Genomic DNA, 22,269 nt, shown 5'->3' on the forward strand with positions numbered 1-22,269 from the left:
TAAATTCACCGCAGACCCGGCGGCTAAACCTTGGCCTCAGCCAACACCTCATGCTGATCCAGCGCCCGCTCCACCAACAAATGCACCCCATCAGCCATCCTGCTCAGCGCCAAGGCTACCGAGCGCCGCGATCCTTCCACATCGTCCGCCAGATCCGCAGCAATGGCGCTGATCGACAGCAGATCTTCGGAGGCGTTGGCCAGCAGGGCTTCGGTGCCGATCTCGGGAGAAACGGTGAAGAGCTGGAATTTTTGGCGCTTGGCCGGTTTTTCGTGGGGTGGCGGGAAGTAGTGGGAGAAGGCGCGGTCGGCGGCTTCCTTGAGTTTCTCGGCTTCGAGGGGATCAGTGTCGGATTCCGGGGGGTTGGGAGTAACTTTGAACATAGTGAATCACCGTATAGGGTTGGAGCTGGCCCATTCGGTTTCCAAGACGAAGGGGTGGCAGCTGTACGCAGGCTGGAAACCCGGGAGACGGCAACCCGGTCGACCCGAAGGTCTCCCGCGCACAGCCGCCATAACGGAGTGCACACAGTTCAAGGTGCGCAAGCATACGTTATGAAGGGCGCTTTTGCGTCTCTACTCCTCGGGGTTTCCAGTCCCGGTCGCTGAATTTGCAGCGACACCCACAACAATAAAGATCACCGCAAAACCCCACCAGTCAGCGGGCTCCGGCATTGTTGTAGGTCGCGACGTCAGATTGCGTAGCCTCACACCGTCCCTGCGGACAATCTTTTAAACAAAAACCTCAACTTGAAGAGTCCCAAAAAGGGACCTATCGTTCCCTTTTTGGGACTGATAGGTCGTTGCCGTGAATAAACTATCGCTGAGTGAAGCCTTGTTCACCGCCACCCAGCAAAAAGTGCTGGGCCTATTGTTCGGCAAACCCGACCGAAGCTTTTACGCCAACGAAATTGCCCGCTGGGCCCAAGTAGGCAAAGGCAGCCTCATGCGCGAACTGGATCGTCTGCAACGGGCGGGGATTCTGATCATGACTCGCCTGGGTAATCAGACCCACTATCAAGTCAATCCCGATTGCCCGATCTATACCGAACTGTTGGGCATCACCCGCAAAACCTTCGGTATCACTGAGCCTTTGCGTGACGCGCTGCAACCCTTCGCCGAACAACTCACATGGGCCTTTGTTTACGGGTCTATTGCCAAGGATCAGGCGAACGCATCCAGTGACATTGACCTCATGCTGATCGGTAAAGGCCTGCACTACAGTGAAGTGATGGAGCGGCTCTTGCCTCTGGAAGAGCATCTGGGCCGCACCCTCAACCCGACGCTCTACACCCCTGAAGACTGGGCTGCAAAACTGGCTGCCGAAAACAGCTTCGTCTTGCGGGTAGCGCAACAGGACAAGATCAACCTGATGGGTGAAAACCCTTTGGAGTCCAAGGATGGGCAGCAGCGAAAATCTGGAGAATCTTTTACGTAGTGGTGGATTGAAGGCCGAGCCGCCGGATCACAAGGAATGCGAAGGCTTGATGCGTTCGGCGATGGATCGTCTCAAAGATGCACAAACTGCTTCACTATCCTTCGCAAGCCGATTCGATCTGGCTTACAACGCTGCTCATGGTCTTGCGCTGACCGCTTTGCGTTTGTGTGGTTACCGTTCGGATAAGCGCTATCTGGTGTTCCAGTGCCTGGTTCATACCGCCGATATCAACAAAGTACAGGTTCGGTTGTTTGCCCTCTGCCATGAGCGGCGAAACCTGGCGGAGTACGAAGGGTATATGGATGAAGATGAGGCGTTGTTGGCTCAGTTGCTGGAAAGCTCTGCGCAGCTTCTGGTTCGGGTACAGGAGCAAATGGGCGAGCTGTGATATTCCATGGCTCAAATTCTCGGAGCCTTTTTCTGGCCCCTTCGCGAGCAGGCTCGCTCCCACAGTGAATCGGTGGCGTTCACAAAACCTGTGGGAGCGAGCCTGCTCGCGAAGGCGTCGGCTTGAACAACCATTACTCTGACCGTAACAATCCACCACTCTGCTTGATTGATGCCCTGTCCCCATCGCTCCTAAGGTAGCTCCACGACAGCGAACCCGTGGAGTGGTCATGACAACAACAATATCCCCCGACTCGCGATGGACGCGGCGGCGCAGCGAAAAGCAGCGGCGTCTGGCGTTGGTCAAGGGCCTTGCCGATGGTGTGGTGTTGCCCACCGAGAACATCGTGGCCGCGCTGGAGGCGTTGATCCTGCCCGGCGACCGAGTGGTGCTCGAAGGCAACAACCAGAAGCAGGCGGATTTTCTTTCCCGCTCGCTGGTCAAGGCCGATCCGGCCAAGCTGCATGACCTGCACATGATCATGCCCAGCGTCGGGCGCGCCGAGCACCTGGACTTGTTCGAACGCGGCATCGCCCGCAAGCTCGACTTTTCCTTCGCCGGTACCCAAAGCCTGCGTATCAGCCAGTTGCTCGAAGACGGCCTGCTGGAAATCGGCGCGATCCACACCTACATCGAACTCTATGCACGGCTGGTGGTGGACCTGATTCCCAACGTGGTGCTCTCGGCCGGTTTCATGGCCGACCGCGCCGGCAACATCTACACCGGGCCCAGCACCGAAGACACTCCTGCACTGATCGAACCGGCGGCCTTCAGCGATGGCATCGTCATCGTCCAGGTCAACCAGTTGGTGGACGACGTCAGTGACCTGCCCCGGGTCGACATCCCGGCATCCTGGGTCGATTTCGTGGTGGTGGCCGACAAGCCGTTCTACATCGAGCCGCTGTTCACCCGCGACCCCCGGCACATCAAGCCTGTGCATGTGCTGATGGCGATGATGGCGATTCGCGGGATCTATGAAAAACACAACGTGCAGTCGCTCAACCACGGCATCGGTTTCAACACCGCCGCCATCGAACTGATCCTGCCCACCTACGGCGAATCCCTCGGCCTGAAGGGCAAGATCTGCCGCAACTGGACCCTCAATCCGCATCCGACTTTGATCCCGGCGATTGAAAGCGGTTGGGTCGAAAGCGTGCATTGCTTCGGCACCGAACTGGGGATGGAAAACTACATCGCCGCCCGGCCTGACGTGTTCTTCACCGGGCGTGATGGCTCCTTGCGCTCCAATCGGATGTTCAGCCAACTCGCCGGGCAGTACGCAGTGGACCTGTTCATCGGCGCCACCCTGCAAGTCGATGGCGATGGCCATTCCTCGACCGTGACCCGCGGGCGCCTGGCCGGTTTCGGCGGGGCGCCGAACATGGGGCATGACCCGCGCGGTCGTCGTCACGGCACGCCAGCCTGGCTCGACATGCGCCACACCGACGTGGCTGAACCGATGCTCGAACGTGGCAAGAAGCTTGTGGTGCAAATGGTCGAGACCTTCCAGGAGGGCGGCAAACCGACCTTTGTCGAAACCCTCGATGCCATCGAAGTGGCGAAGAAAAGCGGCATGCCACTGGCACCGATCATGGTTTACGGAGATGACGTCACCCACCTGCTGACCGAAGAAGGCATCGCCTATCTGTACAAGGCGCGTTCGCTGGAAGAACGCCAGGCGATGATCGCCGCCGTCGCCGGGGTGACCGCCATCGGCCTGCGCCACAACCCGAAAGACACCGCGCGCATGCGCCGCGAAGGTTTGATCGCCTTGCCCGAAGACCTCGGCATCCGCCGCACCGACGCCACCCGTGAACTGCTCGCCGCCAAAAGCGTGGCCGATCTGGTGGAGTGGTCCGGTGGCCTCTACAACCCGCCCGCCAAATTCAGGAGCTGGTAATGCACGCATTCAACCTGCAACCCAAACCCCTGAGCCTGGCCGAACGCCTGGCGGACCTGGCGGTGGACGCACTGATCGACGAAGCGGACCTGTCGCCGAAACCGGCACTGGTCGACCGTCGTGGCAATGGCGCGCACACCGATTTGCACCTTGGGCTGATGCACGCCTCGGCGCTGGCCTTGTGGCCGGCGTTCAAGGAAATGGCTGAAGCCGCTATCGAAATCGGCGAGATCGGCTTGCCGCTGCGTGAAGCCATTGGCCTGATCGGTCGTGAGGGCGAACAAGCGATGCTCGCCACCACTAACGGGGTGAACACCCACCGTGGCGCCATCTGGGCTTTGGGCCTGTTGGTCGCTGCGGTTGCCCTTGAACCTGAATCCAGCGCTGCCGGGGCCATCACGCTGCGCGCCGCACGCCTGGCCTTGCTTGATGACCGCTATATGCCACGTCCGCTCAGCCACGGTGCGCAAGTTGCCCAACGCTACGGTGCGCGCGGTGCCCGTGAAGAAGCGCAACTCGGCTTCCCGGCCGTGACCCAGCGTGCGCTGCCGCAACTCCTGCGCAGCCGTACTGCCGGCCATGGCGAGCAGAATGCCCGGCTCGATGCACTGCTGGCGATCATGACTGACCTGTCCGACACCTGCGTGCTGTACCGCGCCGGGGAAGAGGGCCTGCACACCATGCAGCTCGGCGCGCAGGCGGTGCTCGACGCGGGCGGCAGTGCCAGCCTCGCCGGCCGTCGTCGCTTGCATGAGCTGGACCAAAAACTAATCGCATTGAATGCCTCGCCCGGTGGCGCTGCCGACCTGCTCGCCGCCTGCCTGTTCATCGACCGTATCGAGTCTTGCGATGGCATCAGCCAGGGAGCCTATTGATGGAAACCTTATCCTTTGAATTCCCCGCCGGGCAGCCGCCACGCGGCCGCACGCTGGTGGGTTGTGTCGGTTCGGGCGATCTGGAAGTGCTGATCCAGCCGGGTCAACCCGGCAAGCTGACCATCACCGTACAGACCTCGGTCAACGGCAGCGAACAGCGCTGGCAGCACCTGTTTGCGCGGATGTTCGACGGCCAGATGCCGTCGGCGATGGACATTGATATCCACGATTTCGGCGCCACCCCCGGCGTGGTACGCCTGCGTCTGGAACAGGGCTTCGAGGAGATCGGCCATGACTGACAGTGCCGCGCTTCTCAACAAACACAGCTTCGTCGAGCTCGGCGCCCGGCAACGGGCGAAGGCCTTGCTCGATGTCGGCACCTTTCGCGAATTGATCGATCCGTTTCAGCGGGTCATGTCGCCTTGGCTGTCGCGGCAGGGCGTGGTGCCGCAAGCCGATGACGGCGTGGTGATCGCCAAGGGCAGCCTCGACGGTTTGCCGGTGGTCATCGCCGCTATCGAAGGCGCCTTTCAGGGCGGCAGTCTTGGTGAAGTCGGTGGGGCGAAAATCGCCGGCGCACTGGAACTGGCGGCCGAAGATAACCGTAAAGGCATCCCGACCCGGGCCGTGCTGCTGCTGGAGACCGGCGGTGTACGTTTGCAGGAAGCCAACCTTGGCCTGGCAGCGATTGCCGATATCCATGCGGCGATTGTCGATCTGCGCCAGTACCAGCCGGTGGTCGGTGTGGTGGCCGGCAGTGTCGGTTGCTTCGGCGGCATGTCGATCGCCGCCGGGCTGTGCAGCTATTTGCTGGTGACTCAGGAAGCACGGCTGGGCCTGAACGGTCCGCAGGTGATCGAGCAGGAAGCCGGGCTTGAGGAATATGACTCCCGCGACCGTCCCTTCATCTGGAGCCTGACCGGTGGCGAGCAGCGCTTCGCCACGGGATTGGTGGATCGTTACGCCGAAGATGACGTGGCACAGATCCGCCAGCAGGTCGGTGAATTGCTCCAGCAAGGTTTGCCGGCGCAGCAACGTAGTGGCCAGGCCGAACTGTACCTGCAACGGCTGGCGCGCCTGGATGCCGAACCGCAAATCGAGCCGGCCACGGTTCGCGACTTGTATCAAGGAGAGCGCTCATGAGTGCGTATTCCCTCAGGGGCTTGAACTGGTTCAACGCCTTGAATGTCGATGGCAAACCGGTGGGTGGTTTGCCGGCTTCACTGAAAGTGGCCGATGGCTTTGTGGGTGAGCAACCTGTGCGATTTATCGCCGTGGTGGCCGATCCCGACAACCGTTTCGCCCGCGCCCGCAACGGCGAGGTCGGTTTGCTCGAAGGCTGGGGTTTAGCCAAGGCTGTGGATGAAGTCATCACGGCTGATCGGGACAAGCCGCACAAACGCGCGCTGATCGCCATCGTCGATGTGCCGAGCCAGGCATACGGTCGTCGCGAAGAAGCCCTTGGGATTCATCAAGCTTTAGCCGGTGCGGCGGACAGTTACGCCCGCGCCCGTCTGGCCGGGCATGCGGTGATTGGGTTACTGGTGGGCAAGGCGATGTCCGGTGCGTTTCTCGCTCACGGCTATCAGGCCAATCGGTTGATCGCCCTGCGTGATCCGGGGGTGATGGTGCATGCCATGGGCAAGGCGTCGGCGGCGCGGGTGACGCTGCGCAGTGTCGAAGAACTGGAAGCCCTGGCCGCCAGTGTGCCGCCGATGGCCTATGACATCGACAGCTATGCCAGCCTTGGTTTGCTCTGGAAAACCCTGGCGGTGGAACAGATCGAACAGCCCACGAGCGCCGATGTAAGCCGGGTGACCGAGTGCCTGGTTCAGGCCATCGGCGATGTTGCCGAGAAAGGTCGTGACCTGAGCAGTCGCTTGGGCGCGAGCAACCGTGCGGCATCGAGCCATGTTCGCCAACTGTTGAGAGAACAGTGGTGAGCACGTTCATGGCCCACGACCTGCTCTGGGGCATGACCCCGGGGCAGCTGCCGGCGGATGCACCAGCGTGGGCGGTCGAATCGCTCGGCGCCGGGCAGCCGGTGGTGGTGCGTCGTGCGGTGTTGGAAGCGGGGCAGGTGGCGGTCGGCGTGCGTGGGCGTTTGCGTGAGCAGCGTTATGCATCGTCGATGGCGATCGCTTCGGTTTCGCGTCGGGTGCAGCCGGAGCAACTTTGCCATGTCGATATCGATCGGGACTTGCCGGTAATTCGGGCACTCAAGCAATTGCGTCCGCTGCTCGACGACTGTGGTTGGACATGGGGTGTCAGCGGCAGTGCCGGATTTGAACTGGCCAGCGGATTTTCGGCCCTGCACGAGGGCAGTGATCTCGACCTGATTCTGCGCACGCCACAGCCGTTGGCCCGTACTCAAGCGCGGGAGCTGATGATGCTGCTTGATGCGTCAGCGTGTGTGGTAGACATGCAATTGCAGACCCCGTTTGGCGCCGTCGCCTTGCGCGAATGGGCCGGATCTTCTAACCGGGTGTTGCTCAAAAATGCCACTCAAGCCTGTCTGGTCATCGATCCGTGGAACCCACAGGAGCAGGCAGCGTGAGCAGCTTGCTGGTGTTCCCGGGGCAAGGCGCGCAGCAGCCGGGCATGCTCAAGCGTGTCCCGCGCGAAATTCTCAACGAGGCAAGCGACGTACTCGGGGAGGATGTATCGCTGCTGGATTCAACCGATGCGTTGCAATCGACAAGGGCCGTGCAGCTGTGCCTGTTGATCGCTGGCGTGGCGGCTTCGCGACAGTTGGCGATGCCGGCGGATTTCGTCGCCGGGTTATCCATCGGTGCCTATCCGGCGGCGGTGGTGGCCGGCGCATTGAGCTTCAGCGATGCGCTGCATCTGGTCAGCCTGCGCGGTGAGTTGATGCAGCAGGCTTATCCACAGGGCTACGGCATGACCGCGATCATCGGTCTGGATCTGGCGACGGTGGAGGGCTTGCTGGCGCAGGTCCACAGCGATGATTCGCCGGTGTACCTGGCCAACATCAACGCTGATAACCAGGTGGTGATTGCCGGCAGCGATGGCGCGATGAAAGCGGTGGCCGGGTTGGCGAAAGATCGTGGCGCCGCAATGGCCAAGCGTTTGGCAGTGAGCGTGCCTTCACACTGCCCACTGTTGGAGGCGCCAGCAAAAATTCTGGCCGAGGCCTTCGCCAAGGTGCAATTGAAAACACCATCGCTGGGTTACTTGAGCGGCAGTCGCGCCCGGCCCGTCACCCATATCGAAGCCTTGCGCGACGACCTGGCTTTCAACATGTGCCGCGTGGTGGATTGGCGCGGCACGGTACAAAGCGCCTATGAGCGCGGCGTACGTCTACAGATCGAACTGCCGCCCGGTGCGGTGCTGACCGGGCTGGCGCGCCGGGTGTTCGAACAGGGCACCGTGATTGCTTTCGACGGTGCCCGGCTCGATACCCTGCAGGCGCTGTTGCGTGAGGAGGGATGTCGCCAACCCTAGACCACTCAGGCCTTCGAACAACAAAAACAACATTCGACGATGCACTTTGAGGACAACAACAATGATTATTTACGGTGTGGCGCTGCTGGCGATCTGTACGCTGGCAGGGGTGATCATGGGCGACATGCTCGGCGTTTTGCTGGGCGTCAAATCCAACGTCGGCGGGGTCGGGATCGCGATGATCCTGCTGATCTGCGCGCGGTTGTGGATGCAAAAACGCGGTGGCATGACCAGGGATTGCGAGATGGGCGTCGGCTTCTGGGGCGCCATGTACATTCCGGTGGTGGTCGCCATGGCAGCGCAACAGAACGTGGTCACGGCCCTGCACGGTGGCCCGGTGGCGGTGCTGGCGGCCATTGGTTCGGTGGCGGTGTGCGGCTGCACCATTGCCTTGATCAGCCGGACCCACAAGGGCGAACCCTTGCCCGAGGAGTCGACGGAAATCTCCCCCGTCGGCACACCTGTAGGAGGTCGCTGATATGTGGGAACTCATAGAGAAAGGCCTGGAACATAACGGCTTGATCACCGCGTTCGCTTTCGTGGGTGTGATCATGTGGGTGTCGGTGATTCTTTCGAAGCGCCTGACCTTCGGCCGGATTCACGGCTCGGCGATTGCCATTGTCATCGGCCTGGTGCTGGCCTGGGTCGGCGGCACGATGACCGGCGGACAAAAAGGCCTGGCGGACCTGACGCTGTTCTCCGGCATCGGTCTGATGGGCGGTGCCATGTTGCGGGACTTCGCCATCGTCGCCACGGCGTTCGAAGTGCAGGCCACCGAAGCGAAAAAGGCCGGGTTGATCGGCGTGATCGCGCTGTTGCTGGGCACGGTCCTGCCGTTCATTGTCGGTGCGTGCATGGCCTGGGCGTTCGGCTATCGCGATGCGGTGAGCATGACCACCATTGGCGCGGGGGCGGTGACTTACATCGTCGGCCCGGTGACCGGCGCGGCGATCGGCGCGACCTCGGACGTGATGGCGTTGTCGATTGCCACCGGATTGATCAAGGCGATTCTGGTGATGGTCGGCACGCCGATGGCAGCACGCTGGATGGGCCTGGACAATCCGCGTTCGGCGATGGTGTTTGGCGGGTTGGCCGGGACGGTCAGCGGGGTGACGGCGGGGTTGGCGGCGACGGATCGGCGGCTGGTGCCTTATGGCGCGTTGACCGCGACGTTCCATACCGGGCTTGGGTGCTTGTTGGGGCCATCGTTGTTGTACTTCATCGTTCGCGGAATTGTCGGCTGAACCGCCGGATCTTCGCTGACTGTATTGACCTCATCGCGGGCAAGCCCGCTCCCACAGGGACCGCGCAGTTCCTGTGGGAGCGGTGCTTGCCCGCGATGCAGGCGACTCGGTCTTAAGCTTGGCGATTGGCATACATCCGACACTCCGCCAGCAACGCCAGCAGGTTCGGATCACGCTCCTTGGCCTTGAGAAACACCACGCCAATGTGCTGCTGCAATCGATACTTTTCCTGCAGCGGAATCAGCTTCACCCGGTTCTCGTACACCGCTGCAATCCTCCCCGGCAACAACGCATATCCCACCCCCGAGCTGACCATGCTCAGCAGGGTGAAGATGTCGTTGACCTGCATCGCCACCTTCGGCTCGAACCCCGCCTGGCTGAACACCCGATTACCGTCCTGATGGGTGGCGAAGCCCTGGGACAGGGTGATGAAGGTTTCGTCGCGGACTTCTGCCAGGTCGACTTCAGAGCGTTGAGCAAATTTCGAGTCCGCCGGCGTGGCCAGAAAGATATCGTCGGAAAACAGCGGGATGTGTTCCAGGTCCGGGTCGTTGATGCTGTCGTCCAGCGACACCAGAATCGCATCGACTTCCATGTTCTTGAGCTTGTACAACAGGTCGAAATTGGAGCCGAGAATCAGATCGATATTGAGTTCGCTGCGACGGATTTTCAGGCCCATGATCAATTGCGGTACGGTCTTCACCGTCAGCGAATACAGCGAGCCCAGCTTGAAGCGCTCGGCGGAAAAACCAGCAGCCTCGCGGGTCAGGCGTACGCTTTCGAGTACATCCTGAATCAGCTTCTGAGCCCGTTCCTCCAACACATAGGCGCTTTCCAGCGGTGTCAGGTTGCGGCCTTCGTGCTTGAACAACGGACAGCGCAGGGCGCTTTCCAGGGAGTGGATCGCCCGATGCACGCTGACATTGCTGGTCTGCAACTCGGCGGCGGCCCGGGCCAGATTGCCGGTGCGCATGAAGGCCAGGAACACCTCGAGTTTTTTCAGGGTCAACTCTTCGTCGATCAGCATGGGGCGGACTCTTTTTGGAATGACCCGATTGTGCACGCATGCGGGGGTTGTTGTGTTCTGAAACATTGCGCTTTTACGCTTGAGGCCTGAGCCTTGTGCGTTGCGGTAACGATTTTCGAGGGGTAGGCAAGCGATGTATCACGGGGAACGATTGAACGCCTGGACGCATTTGGTCGGGGCGGTGGCGGCGTTTGTCGGCGGGGTGTGGCTGATTGTTGTCGCCAGCCTCGATGGCAGTCCGTGGAAGATCGTCAGCATGGCGATCTACGCCTTTACCTTGCTGGTGTTGTACAGCGCATCGACCGTCTACCACAGCGTGCGCGGGCGCAAGAAAGCGATCATGCAGAAGGTCGATCACTTTTCCATCTATCTGCTGATTGCCGGCAGCTACACGCCGTTCTGCCTGGTGACCCTGCGCGGGCCTTGGGGGTGGACGCTGTTCGGGATCGTCTGGGGGCTGGCGCTGATCGGCATCCTGCAAGAGATCAAGCCGCGTTCGGAAGCGCGGATTCTGTCGATCGTGATTTACGCGGTGATGGGCTGGATCGTGCTGGTGGCGGTCAAGCCGTTGCTGGCGGCATTGGGCGGTGCCGGGTTTGCCTGGTTGGCGTTGGGTGGCGTGTTTTACACCGTGGGTATCATCTTTTTTGCTTTGGATCACCGCCTGCGGCATGCCCATGGGATCTGGCATTTGTTCGTGATTGCCGGGAGTTTGCTGCACTTTGTCGCGATTTTGTTTTATGTCCTTTGAAATGCACTGTGGTTTAACCTGTGGCCACATTCAAGAAGGGGGCAGGATAAGGCGATCCAGTTGTGCCTGGGCCCGGCGACTGAAGATCTGCAACAAGTCGTTCAAGGTGTGAGGTGGCGGTTCGGCGGCGCGGGTCACTGCGTACAGGGTGATGGGCAGCGGCGGCGCCAAGGGGCGAATCGTCGTCGCGGCAGGTGACGCACCGAGTGCCGTGAATGGGTCGATTACCGCCAGCCCGGCACCGGATTCCACCATCGCCCGGGCCAGTGAATAGGTCTGCACGGCGATGCGCACCCGGGGCGGCGGTTCGACCGCTTCGAGGTAGCTGTCGAGCCGGGCGGCCAATGGGTCGGCGCTGGACAGGCCAATCAAGGGCGCACCGGCCAGGGCCATCAATGGCAGCGGTTGGCCGACGTCCTCGTCCGGCCAATAACCCTTCGGTGCCAACGCCACCAGCACCCCCGACGCGAGGGCCTGAGCCTTCAATCCAGGATGATCCGGCCGCTGCAAGGTCAGGGCGACATCCACTTCGCGCATCAGTAGGTTCTGCACCAGTTCGCGGCTATGGGCGCTGGACAGTTCGCAGGCGATGTCCGGGTAGCACCCGGTCCATTCGTGAATGGCCGGCGGCAGCAATGACAGGGCCAGCGCCGGGGTAGCGCCGATGCACAGGCTGTGGCCCGGCTGGCGGCGCAGGCTCTGGGCCAAGCGTCGCACGCCTTGCAGGCTTTCGCTGACCTTGTCGACTTCGCGCTCCAGCTCCAATGCTTCCGGCGTCGCCTGCAGCTTTCCGCGTACTCGCAAGAACAACGGGAAACCCAACTGCTGCTCGGCATGCTGCAGCACCTTGGTCACCGCCGGTTGCGAGACGTGCAGCAATTGCGCGGCCGCGCTGATCGAACCGGTCTGGCGGATAGCCTGGAAAATCTCGATGTGGCGAAGACGCATGGCAAGTCCATAACCTTTGTTTATGGGTCAGGTATCTTTATTCATTGTCCGCCTCCTGTCATCCGGCTCTAACCTCGGCTTCGTCTTCACAACGGTTTTAAGGACGGACATGGCTCAGCGTGTGTGCATCATCGGCGGCGGCGTGATTGGTCTGGCAACGGCCTATGCGCTGGTGCGCGACGGCTTCGAGGTGACGGTGGTCGAGGCCCGGGACTCGCTGGGCAGCGAAACCAGTTTTGCCAATGGCGGCCAGCTCTCCTATCGCTATGTTGCGCCGCTGGCCGATGCCGGTGTGCCGCTGCAAGCCATTGGCTGGATGCTGCGCGGCGATTCGCCCTTGAAGCTGCGCCCGCGCCTGGACCCGGTGCAGTGGCGCTGGATGGCGTCATTCCTTGCTGCCTGCCGAAGCTCGGTCAACCGAGAAAACGCCGGGCACCTGTTGCGTCTTGCGCTGTTGAGCCAGAGCACATTGAAAAGCTGGCGCGAGGACGATGGGCTGGCCGGTTTCCAATGGCGGCGCAACGGCAAACTGGTGACCTTTCGCACCGCCGGCAGCTTCGAGCATGCGCGTAAAAAGCTGGCCGACCCGCAACAGCAGCAGGTGTTGTCGGCGATCGAGTGTGCAGCGCTTGAACCGGCGCTGGCCGATGCCCCCTTTGTCGGCGCGATTTACACCCCGGACGAAGAGGTCGGCGATTGTCACGGTTTTTGCCAGCAACTGGCGGCGCGGCTGATGGCATCCAGGCGTTGCGAATTCCGTCTGGGACAGGCGGTGACCGGGATTCGCCACGCCAACGGCAGCGTCAATGCCATCGAACTGGGCGAGGAAGTAATGGCCGTTGACCAACTGGTCATTGCCGCGGGCCACCGCAGTCCGCTGCTGGCATTGCCCGGCCTGCACCTGCCGCTTTATCCGCTGAAGGGCTACAGCCTGACCGTGCCCATCGGCAGCGGACACCGGGCACCGGACGTGAGCATCACCGATTACGATCGCAAAATCGTTTACGCCCGCATCGGCGAACAGTTACGGGTGGCCGCGATGGTCGACATCGTCGGCTTCGACCCTGCCATCGATCCCGAGCGCCTGGCCCTGATCAAGCGCCAGGTACGCGATACCTTTCCCGATGCCGGAGACTATGAGGCCGCCGTGGCATGGGCCGGCATGCGTCCGGCAACACCCAGCGGTGTGCCGCTGCTGGGGGCCACGGCTTATCGCAACCTGTGGCTCAATCTCGGTCATGGTGCGCTCGGCTTTACCCTGGCGTGCGGCAGCGGTCGCTTGCTCAGCGAGCTGATCGGCCAGCGCACAGCTTCCATCGATCTGAACGGTTTCAATCACCGGACCGCCTGAGTCTGAAAGCACAACCCACAACGGAGAATAACAATGCAAAAAATCACGTTGCTCGGCTGCACCCTTGGTCTATTGCTTGGCGGCCAGGTCCAGGCCAATGAAACGCCCCTGACCGGCACATTAAGCAAGATCGCCAGTGCCAACAGCATCACGTTGGGCTATCGCGATGCGTCGGTACCGTTCTCTTACGTGGGTGATCACACGGGCAAACCGATGGGGTATTCGGTGGATCTGGCGGGCAAGATTGTCGAGCGCATCCAGCAACAACTGGCACTGCCGGATCTCAAGGTGAAGTACAACCTGGTGACCTCGCAAACCCGTATTCCGCTGGTGCAGAATGGCACCGTGGACCTGGAGTGCGGCTCCACCGGCGTGACCGCCGAGCGCCAGAAGCAAGTAGCGTTTTCCTATGGCTTCATCTACGTCAAAGGCCAGTTGCTGACGGCCAGGGATAGCGGCATCAAGAGCTTCGCCGACCTGCGCGGCAAGAACGTGGTGACCACCGCCGGCACCACCAACGAACGCTTCTTGAAAAGCTACAACGTCGATAACAAGATCGACATGTTCGTGATCAGCGCCAAGGATCATGGGGAAGCGTTCCAGATGTTGCAATCGGGCCGCGCCGCGGCGTTTTACATGGACGACGCGCTGCTCTACGGCGAGCGCGCCAAGGCTCATGATCCGCACAAGTGGGTGGTGGTCGGGGAGGAGCAGTCGCGGGAAATCTACAGTTGCATGGTGCGCAAGGACGACCCGCAATTCCTGGCGCTGGTTAACGGGGTGTTGGGTGATCTGTATAGCTCGGGCGAGATCAACGGTATCTATCAGCGCTGGTTCGAACAGCCGATTCCACCGAAAGGCTTGAACCTAGAATTTCCGATGACCAGCGAACTCAAGGCGATCATTGCCAAGCCGGTGAGTGATCCGGTTCAGTAGTCAGCCTTTAGACCGTTTCGCGGCCATTCGCGAGCAGGCTCGCTTCCACCATTGGAATGCGTTCCACTGTGGAAGCGAGCCTGCTCGCGAAAGGGCCCTAGAAGTCGCCCCAAAGCTGCTGGGCCACCGCCAATGCAACAACAGGAGCCGTCTCTGTTCGCAACACCCGCGGCCCAAGTCTCGCAGCATGAAAACCGGCAGACTGAGCCTGATCGACCTCCGCATCGGACAACCCACCTTCGGGACCAATCAGGAAGGCCAGGGTCGAAGGCTTTGCATGACTGACCAATGGCTCGGCCACCGGGTGCAGCACCAGTTTCAACTCGGCCTGGGTCTGTTTCAGCCAGTCAGCCAACAGCATCGGTGGATGAATCACCGGCACCCTGGAACGCCCGCATTGCTCGCACGCGCTGATCGCCACCTGGCGCCAGTGCAGCAGGCGTTTATCGGCGCGTTCGTCCTTGAGCCGAACTTCGCAGCGCTCGCTGAAAATCGGGGTGATTTCGCTGACACCCAATTCGGTGGCTTTCTGAATCGCCCAGTCCATGCGCTCGCCACGGGACAGGCCCTGGCCGAGATGAATCTGCAGCGGTGATTCCACCTGGCCGGTGAACTGCTCGTCGATCTGCACGACCACGCGTTTTTTGCCGACTTCCACCAGCGTGCCGCGAAACTCATGGCCGGAACCGTCGAACAGCTGCAACGCATCGCCCTCGGCCATGCGCAGTACGCGGCCGATGTAATGGGCCTGGGCTTCGGGCAATTCGTGTTCGCCAGTACTCAGGGGGGCATCGATGAAGAAGCGGGACAGTCTCATACGGGGTCTCTGTAATTCATATGCAGGGGTTGGCGCCGCCATCGCTGGCAAGCCAGCTCCCACAGGGTTATGCGGTCACTGTGGGAGCTGGCTTGCCAGCGATAGCAGCAGTCCAGACACCACAGAATTTCAAATGAAATCAATCAGCCCGGATCACGGAAGCCGGGATGGAAATCCTTCGGTACCGCCACGCTGATGCTGTCGCGGGTGGCGATGTCGATGCCTTCGCTGGCGACTTCGGCCAGAAAGTCGATCTGCTCGGGAGTGATCACGTACGGCGGCAGGAAATACACCACGCTACCCAACGGTCGAAGCAAGGCGCCGCGCTCCAGAGCATGCTGGAACACTTTCAGGCCACGACGTTCCTGCCACGGCCAGGCTTCCTTGGTGGCCTTGTCCTTGACCATCTCGATGGCCAGCACCATCCCGGTCTGGCGCACTTCGCTGACGTTCGGGTGGTCCACCAGGTGCGCGGTGGAAGAAGCCATGCGCTGCGCCAGAGCCTTGTTGTTCTCGATGACGTTGTCTTCTTCGAAGATGTCCAGCGTCGCCAGTGCCGCCGCACACGCCAGCGGGTTGCCGGTGTAGCTGTGAGAGTGCAGGAAGGCGCGCAGGGTCGGGTAGTCGTCGTAGAAGGCGCTGTAGACCTCGTCGGTGGTCAGGCACGCGGCCAGTGGCAGATAACCGCCAGTCAGAGCCTTGGACAGGCAGAGGAAATCCGGACGGATGCCAGCCTGCTCGCAGGCGAACATCGTCCCGGTACGGCCGAAGCCCACGGCGATTTCATCGTGGATCAGGTGCACGCCATAACGGTCGCAGGCTTCGCGCAACAGCTTGAGATACACCGGGTGGTACATGCGCATGCCGCCGGCGCCCTGGATCAGCGGCTCGACGATCACTGCGGCGACGGTGTCATGGTTTTCGGCCAGGGTCTGCTCCATCGCCGCGAACATGTTGCGCGAGTGTTCTTCCCAGCTCATGCCCTCAGGGCGCAGATAGCAATCGGGGCTTGGCACCTTGATGGTGTCGAGCAGCAGAGCCTTGTAGGTTTCGGTGAACAGCGGCACGTCGCCCACCGACATCGCCGCCATGGTTTCGCCGTGGTAGCTGTTGGTCAGGGTGACGAAGCGTTTTTTGTTCGGCTGGCCGCGGTTGAGCCAATAGTGAAAGCTCATTTTCAGCGCGACTTCGATGCAGGACGAGCCGTTATCGGCGTAGAAGCACCGGGTCAGGCCTTCCGGCGTCATCTTCACCAGACGTTCGGACAACTCGATCACCGGTTGATGGCTGAAACCGGCGAGGATCACGTGCTCCAGCTGATCGACCTGATCCTTGATGCGCTGGTTGATCCGCGGGTTGGCGTGGCCGAACACGTTGACCCACCAGGAACTGACGGCATCGAGGTATCGCTTGCCTTCGAAGTCTTCCAGCCAGACGCCTTCACCGCGCTTGATCGGGATCAGCGGCAGTTGCTCGTGGTCTTTCATCTGGGTGCAGGGATGCCACAACACCGCGAGATCGCGTTCCATCCACTGTTTATTTAGGCCCATTTTCACTCTCCTCGAGGCGGTCCGTGACAGGCGCGGACATGCAATCGCGCAAGCCTATGCAATGCATCGCACGGGGACAACCCATTGTGTCGAATGAGCTACTTTGTATAGGCAGATAGACGTTGCTGGCGGGCGTCTGAAGGCTGACGTATTCTTCGCGGTTCTTGAGCCGTCTGGCTCGAAAAACCGCTATTTTCATCTGTATTTCCGGAGTTCGCTGAATGTCTGTCGGTTGGCTGCGCGCCTGTGCGCTGGTGATGTTGGGGCTGTTCAGCGTGTCTGCGCTGGCCAAGGATAAAACCGCGATCGTGATCGGCGGCGGGGTCGCGGGCCTCACGGCCGCTTATGAGCTGCAGAACAAGGGCTGGCAGGTCACGCTGCTGGAAGCCAAACCGAGCCTGGGCGGTCGTTCCGGCATGGCCACCAGCGAGTGGATCGGCAACGACAAGACCCAACCGGTCCTGAACAAATACGTATCGACCTTCAAACTGAGCACCACGCCGGCACCTGAGTTCGTGCGGACCCCGGGCTATCTGATTGACGGTGTGTATTACACCGCTGCCGATCTGGCCACCAAGGAGCCGGCGACCGCCGAAGCGCTCAAGCGCTACGAAAAGACCCTGGATGACCTGGCGCGCTCGATCGAAGATCCCCAGAACCCGTCCGCCAACAGCACGTTGCATGCTCTGGACCAGATCAACGTGTCCAACTGGCTTGATCGCCTGAGCCTGCCGCCCACTGCCCGACAGCTGGTGAATCAGCAGATCCGTACCCGTTATGACGAACCTTCGCGCCTGTCGCTGCTGTACTTCGCGCAACAGAGCCGTGTTTACCGTGGTGTGGCCGACCGTGACCTGCGTGCTTCGCGTCTGGTCGGCGGCAGCCCGGTACTGGCCCAGGCCTTCGTCAAACAGCTGAAAACCATCAAGACCAGTTCCCCGGTCTCTTCCATCACTCAGGACAAGGACGGTGTCACTGTCAAGGTCGGTAGCGTCGGCTATCAGGCGGACTACGTGGTACTGGCCGTGCCGTTACGCGCCTTGAACAAGATCCAGATGACCCCGGCGCTCGACGCCCAGCACCTGGCCGCGATCAAGGGCACCAACTACGGCTGGCGCGACCAGATCATGCTGAAGTTCAAGACGCCTGTGTGGGAAAGCAAGGCGCGGATGTCCGGCGAGATCTACAGCAACACCGGGCTGGGCATGTTGTGGGTCGAACCGGCTCTCAAGGGCGGCGCCAATGTGGTGATCAACCTGTCCGGCGACAACGCCCGGGTGATGCAGGCCTTTGGTGACAAGCAGATTGCCGACCAGGTGCTGATTCGCCTGCACGCGTTTTATCCGCAGGCGCGCGGTTCGTTCACCGGCTATGAAATCCGTCGCTACAGCAACGACCCTTCGATGGGCGGCGCCTACCTGGCCTTCGGCCCGGGCCAGATCAGCAAATACTGGCGCCTGTGGGAACGTCCGGTCCAGCGTGTAGCCTTTGCCGGTGAACACACCGACACCTTGTACCCTGGCACCCTGGAAGGTGCGTTGCGCACCGGTCAGCGTGCCGCCAGTCAGGTCGAAGACTTGGCAGCCGGCAAGTCGTTTGAACCGGCGAAGGCCGTTCCAGTGGCCGCCGCCGCTGCAGCCGGCGCCGTGGCGGCGAAGAAGGGCAACTTCTTCAGCAACCTGTTCGGTGGTTCGGATGACGAGAAGAAGCCGGAGCCGGTCAGGGCGCCTGAACCTGTTGTTCCGCCAGCTCCGGCACCTGCTCCGGCGCCAGTCAACGCGCCGGCACCGGTCGAAGCACCGAAGCCTGCGGCACCGGTGAAGGCCGAGCCAGCCAAGAAGGCGCCGGCCAAAACCCCGGTGAAGAAGCCGGTGGCCAAAGCTGAAGCCAAAAAAGCCCCGGCCAAGGCGCCAGTGAAGAAAGCAGAACCGGCGAAAAAAGCACCGGTGATGGAAGCCAAGGCGTAGTAAACCCTGGGCCTAAAAAACGCGGCAGAGATGCCGCGTTTTTTTAGGCCTGGAGAAAAGTGGAATCTAGATTGAATAAAACTTTTGCCGAAGCGTTCCTGTTTTGTACTCACTTTTTCACACACATTGGCCTTTAATCTTTCCTTAACTCAGCCATTTCAGACTCTTGATCGCATTTCTCGATATTTCAAAGCGAAATTTTCCGCTTTAATTCGATAGATAACTCGATAGTCTTTGGGCCAGCACTCACAGGATCTAGGCAATGCAGCTACGTAACTCTACTTCCCGCTATGGTTTGGTCAGCATAGTCATGCACTGGGGTGTGGCATTGGCAGTGTTCGGTCTGTTCGCGCTGGGGTTGTGGATGGTTGGTCTCGACTACTACAGCGTCTGGCGCAAAGACGCGCCGGATCTGCACAAGAGCATCGGCCTGGTGTTGCTGGGTGTGATGGTACTCCGGGTGCTGTGGCGCTTCGTCAGTCCGCCGCCGCCCACCTTGACCAGCTACAGCCGCATGACGCGCCTCGGCGCCCATTTCGGCCATGGCTTCCTGTATCTCAGTCTGTTCGCTGTGATGATTGCCGGTTACCTGATTTCCACCGCCGAAGGTGTCGGGATTCCGGTGTTTGGCCTGTTTGAAGTCCCTGCACTGGTATCCGGACTACCGGACCAGGCAGATACCGCTGGCGTGATTCACCTCTACCTGGCGTGGGTGCTGGTAATTTTTTCCGGCCTCCATGCGTTGGCAGCATTGAAGCACCACTTTATCGATCGCGATGTGACCCTCAAGCGAATGCTGGGTCGCAAAGCCTGAAGCTCAACCTCGACTCCAAAGGAAAACAAAGTATGTTGAAAAAGACTCTGGCCGCTCTGGCAATCGGTTCCGCCCTGTTGTCCGCCGGTAACGCTATGGCCGCTGACTATGTGGTCGACAAGGAAGGCCAGCACGCCTTCGTTGACTTCAAGATCAGCCATTTGGGCTACAGCTACATCACCGGTACTTTCAAGGACATCGACGGCAAGTTCAGCTTTGATGCCGCCAAGCCTGAAGCCAGCAAGATCGAGTTCAACGTGAACACCGCCAGCGTGTTCACCAACAACGCCGAGCGCGACAAGCACATTGCCAGCGGCGACTTCCTGAACGCAGGCAAGTTTGGCAAAGCCACCTTCGTGTCCACCAGCGTCAAACCGACCGGTAAAAACGCCGCCGGCAAGGACACTGCCGATGTGGCCGGTGATCTGACCATCGCAGGCGTGACCAAGCCAATCGTGGTCAAGGCCACCTTCCTGGGTGAAGGCAAGGATCCATGGGGCGGCTACCGTGCCGGTTTTGAAGGCACCACCAACCTCAAGCGTTCCGACTTCGGCAAGCAGAAAGACCTGGGTCCAGCGTCTGACGCGGTTGAACTGTACGTGACGTTTGAAGGTGTCAAAGCGAAGTAATTTTCGCGCCTGACACAAAAACGCCCGCTGCTCTCACGAGCGCGGGCGTTTTTTATTGCCTTACAACAATCTCTGCCGGTATCAACAATCCCACAGGATTTCTCATTTTCCATAAAAAATGCCCCGGGTCTTTCGAGTCCGGGGCATTTTTCATTTCAGCGATAACTCAGCGATTGCGGGTCAGCAGCGCCGGCTTTTCGCCGCGAGGGCGGCTTGGCAGCTGATCCAGCTGCTCAGGTGTCGGGAAGCGGTCGGCCTTGGACTCCTTGTGCATGATCTTCGGTGCCGGGCCGCGCGGGTTCTGCACGGCCGGTTCCGAACGAGACTGGTCGTCACGGGCCGGACGGCGATTGCGCGAGTCTTCGCGACGGGCCTGGCCGTCACGTGGCGCACCGTTGCGTGGGCCGCTGCGTTTGGCTGGCGGCGTACCGGTGCTGGCGCCATCGCTGTTGCGCGGACCGTTCTGGCGACCCTGTGGCTTGCCGCCCCGTGGAGCGCCCGAACCGGCAGCTGTACCTTGTGCCGGAGCACCCGGACGGCGACCACGGCCCTGGGCTGGCTTCTGTTGCGGCACGTAGTCGACGCGGTTACCGAAGTTATCGATATCGTCGTCCAGGAACTCGTCCGGCGCACGGTCGGCAGCGGCGCGAGGCGGCTGGCTCGGTTGACGCTGTTCACGGGCCGGGGTGCCTTCGCGCGGCTTCTGTTCACGGGCCGGGCGTTCGCCGCGACCGGCGGCGGCAGGTTTTTCCTTGCCCTTGTCCTTGCCCTTGTCTTTACGACCGCCACCACTGCCGTTCGGACCATCACCGCGCGGGCCACGTGGATTGCGCGGGTTGCGCATGTCCGGACGTTCGCGGGCTTCCGGCTTTTCAGCTTCCACGGCGCTGGCATCGAAGCCCATCAGGTCGCCATCGGCGATTTTCTGTTTGGTCATGCGTTCGATGCTTTTCAGCAGTTTTTCTTCGTCCGGGGCCACCAGCGAGATCGCCTCGCCCGAACGACCGGCACGGCCGGTACGGCCGATGCGGTGCACATAATCTTCATCGACGTTCGGCAGTTCGAAGTTGACCACGTGTGGCAACTGGTCGATGTCCAGGCCGCGGGCGGCGATGTCGGTGGCGACCAGGATGCGCACACTGCCTGCCTTGAAGTCGGCCAGGGCTTTGGTACGGGCGTTCTGGCTCTTGTTGCCGTGGATCGCGACAGCGCTCAGGCCATGCTTGTCCAGGTATTCGGCCAGGCGGTTGGCGCCGTGCTTGGTGCGGGTGAACACCAGCACCTGTTCCCAGGCGCCAGCGGTGATCAAATGCGCCAGCAGTGCACGCTTGTGGCTGGCGGGCAGGCGGAACACGCGCTGTTCGATGCGCTCGACCGTGGTGTTCGGCGGCGTGACTTCGATGCGTTCCGGGTTGTGCAGCAGCTTGCCGGCGAGGTCGGTGATGTCTTTGGAGAACGTCGCCGAGAACAGCAGGTTCTGCCGTTTGGCCGGCAGGCGCGCCAGGACCTTCTTCACGTCATGGACGAAGCCCATGTCGAGCATGCGGTCGGCTTCGTCCAGCACGAGGATTTCCACGTGGGACAGATCGACGCTGCCTTGGCCGGCGAGATCGAGCAGACGGCCAGGGCAGGCCACCAGCACGTCGACACCGCGGGACATGGCCTGAACCTGCGGGTTCATGCCGACGCCGCCGAAGATGCAGGCACTGACGAATTTCAGGTCACGGGCATAGACCTTGAAGCTTTCGTGCACCTGTGCGGCGAGTTCGCGAGTGGGGGTCAGGACCAATACACGCGGTTGGCGCGGGCCGTGACGCTGGGATTTGTCCGGGTGACCGTTGGGGAACAACCGCTCCAGGATCGGAAGGGCGAAACCGCCGGTTTTACCAGTACCTGTCTGCGCCGCGACCATCAGGTCGCGACCTTGCAACACGGCGGGAATGGCCCGCTGTTGCACCGGAGTAGGCTCGGTATAGCCCGCATCTTCGATAGCGCGGACTAAAGCCTCGGAGAGACCGAGGGAAGCAAAGGACATGAGTAATCCTGTTTTAGTTAGGGCTTGGCCCAATGGGAGTCTTGCCTGGCGCGAATGGCGTTTAAGAGGACGCTATCCCGTCCGGTCCTGCCGGGTCTCGAAGGCTCGTCTGGAGCGCTCGCGCGGGCTGAAAAG

General features: G+C 61.1%; 23 protein-coding genes. 17 read left to right on the plus strand and 6 right to left on the minus strand.

Annotated elements, in window-relative coordinates; all coding sequences use genetic code 11:
- Positions 1 to 23: 23 nt before the first annotated feature.
- Positions 24 to 383 carry a DUF6124 family protein gene (locus FFS64_RS08035; RefSeq protein ID WP_137804920.1) on the minus strand — a complete coding sequence of 120 codons (360 nt, stop codon included), beginning with the start codon at positions 381 to 383 and terminating at the stop codon, positions 24 to 26.
- A gap of 424 nt (positions 384 to 807) precedes the next feature.
- Here FFS64_RS08035 and FFS64_RS08040 point away from each other — a divergent pair, with 424 nt between their 5' ends.
- From FFS64_RS08040 to madM, 11 genes are all read left to right on the plus strand, one after another.
- Positions 808 to 1,437: a nucleotidyltransferase domain-containing protein gene (locus tag FFS64_RS08040; protein ID WP_137804921.1), complete on the plus strand. Its 630-nt coding sequence runs from the start codon at positions 808 to 810 to the stop codon at positions 1,435 to 1,437.
- Positions 1,400 to 1,825 carry a hypothetical protein gene (locus FFS64_RS08045; protein ID WP_137804922.1) on the plus strand — a complete coding sequence of 142 codons (426 nt, stop codon included), beginning with the start codon at positions 1,400 to 1,402 and terminating at the stop codon, positions 1,823 to 1,825. Before FFS64_RS08040 ends, FFS64_RS08045 begins: the two co-directional genes overlap by 38 nt.
- A gap of 229 nt (positions 1,826 to 2,054) precedes the next feature.
- Positions 2,055 to 3,725: a malonate decarboxylase subunit alpha gene (mdcA, locus tag FFS64_RS08050; protein WP_137804923.1), complete on the plus strand. Its 1,671-nt coding sequence runs from the start codon at positions 2,055 to 2,057 to the stop codon at positions 3,723 to 3,725.
- Positions 3,725 to 4,600 carry a triphosphoribosyl-dephospho-CoA synthase gene (locus FFS64_RS08055; RefSeq protein WP_137804924.1) on the plus strand — a complete coding sequence of 292 codons (876 nt, stop codon included), beginning with the start codon at positions 3,725 to 3,727 and terminating at the stop codon, positions 4,598 to 4,600. The genes mdcA and FFS64_RS08055 overlap by 1 nt, the downstream gene beginning before the upstream one ends.
- Positions 4,600 to 4,899 carry a malonate decarboxylase subunit delta gene (locus FFS64_RS08060; protein WP_096514425.1) on the plus strand — a complete coding sequence of 100 codons (300 nt, stop codon included), beginning with the start codon at positions 4,600 to 4,602 and terminating at the stop codon, positions 4,897 to 4,899. The genes FFS64_RS08055 and FFS64_RS08060 overlap by 1 nt, the downstream gene beginning before the upstream one ends.
- Complete coding sequence (locus tag FFS64_RS08065; RefSeq protein ID WP_137804925.1) at positions 4,892 to 5,743, plus strand: biotin-independent malonate decarboxylase subunit beta; 852 nt, start codon at positions 4,892 to 4,894, stop codon at positions 5,741 to 5,743. Before FFS64_RS08060 ends, FFS64_RS08065 begins: the two co-directional genes overlap by 8 nt.
- On the plus strand, positions 5,740 to 6,543 hold the full coding sequence (gene mdcE / locus FFS64_RS08070) for a biotin-independent malonate decarboxylase subunit gamma (protein ID WP_137804926.1): 804 nt from the start codon (positions 5,740 to 5,742) through the stop codon (positions 6,541 to 6,543). The genes FFS64_RS08065 and mdcE overlap by 4 nt, the downstream gene beginning before the upstream one ends.
- A complete protein-coding gene (locus tag FFS64_RS08075; protein WP_137804927.1) occupies positions 6,537 to 7,157 on the plus strand; it encodes a malonate decarboxylase holo-ACP synthase in 621 nt (206 codons plus the stop codon). Before mdcE ends, FFS64_RS08075 begins: the two co-directional genes overlap by 7 nt.
- Positions 7,154 to 8,065 (plus strand): malonate decarboxylase subunit epsilon, encoded by a 912-nt coding sequence (gene mdcH, locus FFS64_RS08080; RefSeq protein WP_137804928.1) that lies wholly within the window; start codon positions 7,154 to 7,156, stop codon positions 8,063 to 8,065. Before FFS64_RS08075 ends, mdcH begins: the two co-directional genes overlap by 4 nt.
- Before the next feature lie 61 nt (positions 8,066 to 8,126).
- Positions 8,127 to 8,543 carry a malonate transporter subunit MadL gene (madL, locus tag FFS64_RS08085; RefSeq protein WP_137804929.1) on the plus strand — a complete coding sequence of 139 codons (417 nt, stop codon included), beginning with the start codon at positions 8,127 to 8,129 and terminating at the stop codon, positions 8,541 to 8,543.
- Position 8,544: 1 nt separating this feature from the next.
- On the plus strand, positions 8,545 to 9,309 hold the full coding sequence (gene madM / locus FFS64_RS08090) for a malonate transporter subunit MadM (protein WP_137804930.1): 765 nt from the start codon (positions 8,545 to 8,547) through the stop codon (positions 9,307 to 9,309).
- 112 nt (positions 9,310 to 9,421) lie between these two features.
- Here the strand turns inward: madM and FFS64_RS08095 are convergent, their stop codons facing one another.
- The gene (locus tag FFS64_RS08095) at positions 9,422 to 10,336 is read right to left on the minus strand and encodes a LysR substrate-binding domain-containing protein (protein WP_137804931.1); all 915 of its coding nucleotides are present in this window, start codon (positions 10,334 to 10,336) and stop codon (positions 9,422 to 9,424) included.
- Positions 10,337 to 10,469: 133 nt separating this feature from the next.
- Between FFS64_RS08095 and FFS64_RS08100 the strand changes: the two genes are divergently transcribed.
- Positions 10,470 to 11,087, plus strand: a complete 618-nt coding sequence (locus FFS64_RS08100) for a hemolysin III family protein (protein ID WP_095196004.1) — start codon at positions 10,470 to 10,472, stop codon at positions 11,085 to 11,087.
- A 30-nt stretch (positions 11,088 to 11,117) separates the two neighbouring features.
- Here FFS64_RS08100 and FFS64_RS08105 read toward each other — a convergent pair whose 3' ends face one another.
- Positions 11,118 to 12,035, minus strand: coding sequence for a LysR family transcriptional regulator (locus FFS64_RS08105; RefSeq protein WP_137804932.1), 918 nt, complete (start codon positions 12,033 to 12,035; stop codon positions 11,118 to 11,120).
- A 109-nt stretch (positions 12,036 to 12,144) separates the two neighbouring features.
- Between FFS64_RS08105 and FFS64_RS08110 the strand changes: the two genes are divergently transcribed.
- Positions 12,145 to 13,386, plus strand: a complete 1,242-nt coding sequence (locus tag FFS64_RS08110) for a D-amino acid dehydrogenase (RefSeq protein WP_137804933.1) — start codon at positions 12,145 to 12,147, stop codon at positions 13,384 to 13,386.
- Between the two features lie 33 nt (positions 13,387 to 13,419).
- Positions 13,420 to 14,322, plus strand: coding sequence for a transporter substrate-binding domain-containing protein (locus FFS64_RS08115; RefSeq protein ID WP_137804934.1), 903 nt, complete (start codon positions 13,420 to 13,422; stop codon positions 14,320 to 14,322).
- A gap of 97 nt (positions 14,323 to 14,419) precedes the next feature.
- Here the strand turns inward: FFS64_RS08115 and FFS64_RS08120 are convergent, their stop codons facing one another.
- Positions 14,420 to 15,139 carry a 16S rRNA (uracil(1498)-N(3))-methyltransferase gene (locus FFS64_RS08120; RefSeq protein WP_137804935.1) on the minus strand — a complete coding sequence of 240 codons (720 nt, stop codon included), beginning with the start codon at positions 15,137 to 15,139 and terminating at the stop codon, positions 14,420 to 14,422.
- 143 nt (positions 15,140 to 15,282) lie between these two features.
- Positions 15,283 to 16,689 (minus strand): adenosylmethionine--8-amino-7-oxononanoate transaminase, encoded by a 1,407-nt coding sequence (locus tag FFS64_RS08125; RefSeq protein ID WP_137804936.1) that lies wholly within the window; start codon positions 16,687 to 16,689, stop codon positions 15,283 to 15,285.
- A gap of 221 nt (positions 16,690 to 16,910) precedes the next feature.
- Here FFS64_RS08125 and FFS64_RS08130 point away from each other — a divergent pair, with 221 nt between their 5' ends.
- From FFS64_RS08130 to FFS64_RS08140, 3 genes are all read left to right on the plus strand, one after another.
- Positions 16,911 to 18,656, plus strand: a complete 1,746-nt coding sequence (locus tag FFS64_RS08130; protein ID WP_137804937.1) for a flavin monoamine oxidase family protein — start codon at positions 16,911 to 16,913, stop codon at positions 18,654 to 18,656.
- A 262-nt stretch (positions 18,657 to 18,918) separates the two neighbouring features.
- Positions 18,919 to 19,470, plus strand: coding sequence for a cytochrome b (locus FFS64_RS08135; protein WP_137804938.1), 552 nt, complete (start codon positions 18,919 to 18,921; stop codon positions 19,468 to 19,470).
- A gap of 32 nt (positions 19,471 to 19,502) precedes the next feature.
- Positions 19,503 to 20,099, plus strand: a complete 597-nt coding sequence (locus FFS64_RS08140; RefSeq protein ID WP_095195994.1) for a YceI family protein — start codon at positions 19,503 to 19,505, stop codon at positions 20,097 to 20,099.
- Between the two features lie 166 nt (positions 20,100 to 20,265).
- Here the strand turns inward: FFS64_RS08140 and FFS64_RS08145 are convergent, their stop codons facing one another.
- The gene (locus FFS64_RS08145) at positions 20,266 to 22,134 is read right to left on the minus strand and encodes a DEAD/DEAH box helicase (RefSeq protein WP_137804939.1); all 1,869 of its coding nucleotides are present in this window, start codon (positions 22,132 to 22,134) and stop codon (positions 20,266 to 20,268) included.
- Between the last annotated feature and the right edge of the window lie 135 nt (positions 22,135 to 22,269).

This window comes from Pseudomonas sp. G(2018) (genome assembly GCF_005502415.1).
Classification (GTDB): domain Bacteria; phylum Pseudomonadota; class Gammaproteobacteria; order Pseudomonadales; family Pseudomonadaceae; genus Aquipseudomonas.